A 1,814-nucleotide genomic window follows, 5' to 3' on the forward strand; every position below is an offset into this window, starting at 1 on the left:
TTTCGATTCGCCCAACAGCCAGAAGCACATGGTCGGCCCCGCCATTCAGGGCGCCATTGGCGGGCTTGGCTGGCTGCCGGGCAAGTTTCGCTACAATGTCGGCTATCTGTTCGGCGTCACCAGCGCCAGCCCCTCGGGCATGCTGAAAAGCGTCGTCGAATATGAATTCCGCTTCTGAGGCTCACGCGCCGACCGGATAGAAAAGGCTTTTCAGTCCGGAGCGGTCGAAGTGCCGCCACTGGCCCTCCGCTTGCGCCAGCCTGTCGGCAATTGCCCAGAGCACCAGCGCATTGACGCCCATGCCGATATGGCTCGCCTGCACCTCGATATTGTCCGTTTGCGGACCTTCTATTTCGAGGCAGGCTTCCCATGGCACGACGCCATCGGTTTTTGAATAGATTGCCGTGCAGGGAACGGGCGGCGCCGGGCGCAGCCGCGCGGCCAGGCTCGCATCCGGTTCGCCATCGACGCGATAGCCCGCACCGAAGGGGCTGCCTAGCGTGATGACCTGACGCACCAGTGCCGGATATTCGCGCGCCAGTTCTCGCGCATATATGCCGCCAAGCGACCAGCCGACAATGCTGATGCGGCGTCCATAGCGATCGGACAATTCCTTGAAGCGGTCGCGAATGCCCTGCCGAATTTCCGTGCTCGGCCCCCAGTTGCGGCCGAGCTTCCATGGGTGCACCTGATAGCCCAGCGCCTTCAGATATTGTCTGAGCACGAAGGTCGAGCCGTCGGATGCGAGCATGCCCGGCAATACGAGAACGGCATGACCGTCGCCGCGCGGCGCGTTCATCAGCGCAGGGAGCGCGGGCACGACCGAGCCGAGTTCGAGAAAGACGCGCAACTCGCCAAGCCGCGAGAAAAGGCTGCGTTCTTGCGTATCGAGTGTGGGTCTCTTCGCCGCCATCGATTTCCCCCTCAGTGATGCTCGTGTTCGTGAGAATGGGCCGTGTCGATACAGTCTCCGGGTTCAAGCTGCACGGTTGCATGGCCGATGCCGAAATGCGAGCTGAGCCGGGCCTTGATCGCGGCGAGCGCGGCATGGGCATCGGCCAGCGGCGCGAGCCGCGCGTGAAGCGTCACGACCGATCGGCTGGAGCCGAGCGTCCAGGCATGAACATGATGGACGTCGATCACGCCGTCGACATTTGCCACGAGATCCGACGAGATGGTGTCGGGGTCGAGGCCGGACGGCGTTCCCTCCATCAGGATATGGGCGCTGTCGCGCGTCACGTTCCATGCGCTGCGCAAGATGAGCAGTGCGACGAGGACGGAGAGAAGCGGGTCGATCGGCATCCAGCCCGTCAACAGAATGACGATGGCGGCGGCGATGGCGGCGACCGAGCCGAGCATGTCGCCCAGCACATGCAGCGCCGCGCCGCGAATATTGAGATTGTCGGTCGCGCCGTGAAGCATCAGGAACGAGACGATGTTGATGAGAAGGCCGCCGATGGCGACGACCAGCATCGGCGTGCCGAGAACGGGTGCAGGCTCCATCACGCGCATGGCGGCTTCGAAGATGATCCAGCAGGCGAGCGCGATCATTGTCGCGCCATTGAGGAAGGCTGCGAGAATTTCGGCGCGGTGATAGCCATAGGAGCGCGCGTCGTCGGCAGGGCGGCGCGCAAAGCGCACGGCAAGCCAGGCCAGCGCCAATGCGCCCGTGTCGGTCAGCATGTGGCCCGCATCGGCGATGAGGGCGAGCGAGCCGGAGAAATAGCCGCCCAGTGCTTCGACGATCATGAAGCCGCCCGTCAGCCACATGGCGATGAACACGCGGCGTTCGTTGCCGTGACTATGAGCGTGGC

2 protein-coding genes are annotated in these 1,814 nt (G+C 63.8%); both read right to left on the reverse strand.

Annotated features, from left to right (window positions below; all coding sequences use genetic code 11):
* Window positions 1–181: 181 nt before the first annotated feature.
* Complete coding sequence (locus WA943_RS05290; RefSeq protein ID WP_424468807.1) at window positions 182–913, reverse strand: alpha/beta hydrolase; 732 nt, start codon at window positions 911–913, stop codon at window positions 182–184.
* 11 nt (window positions 914–924) lie between these two features.
* Window positions 925–1,814: cation diffusion facilitator family transporter (locus WA943_RS05295; RefSeq protein ID WP_424468808.1), on the reverse strand; the 890-nt coding region annotated here is incomplete at its 5' end.

The sequence above is a fragment of the Parvibaculum sp. genome (assembly GCF_049651025.1).
Taxonomy (GTDB): Bacteria; Pseudomonadota; Alphaproteobacteria; order Parvibaculales; family Parvibaculaceae; genus Parvibaculum.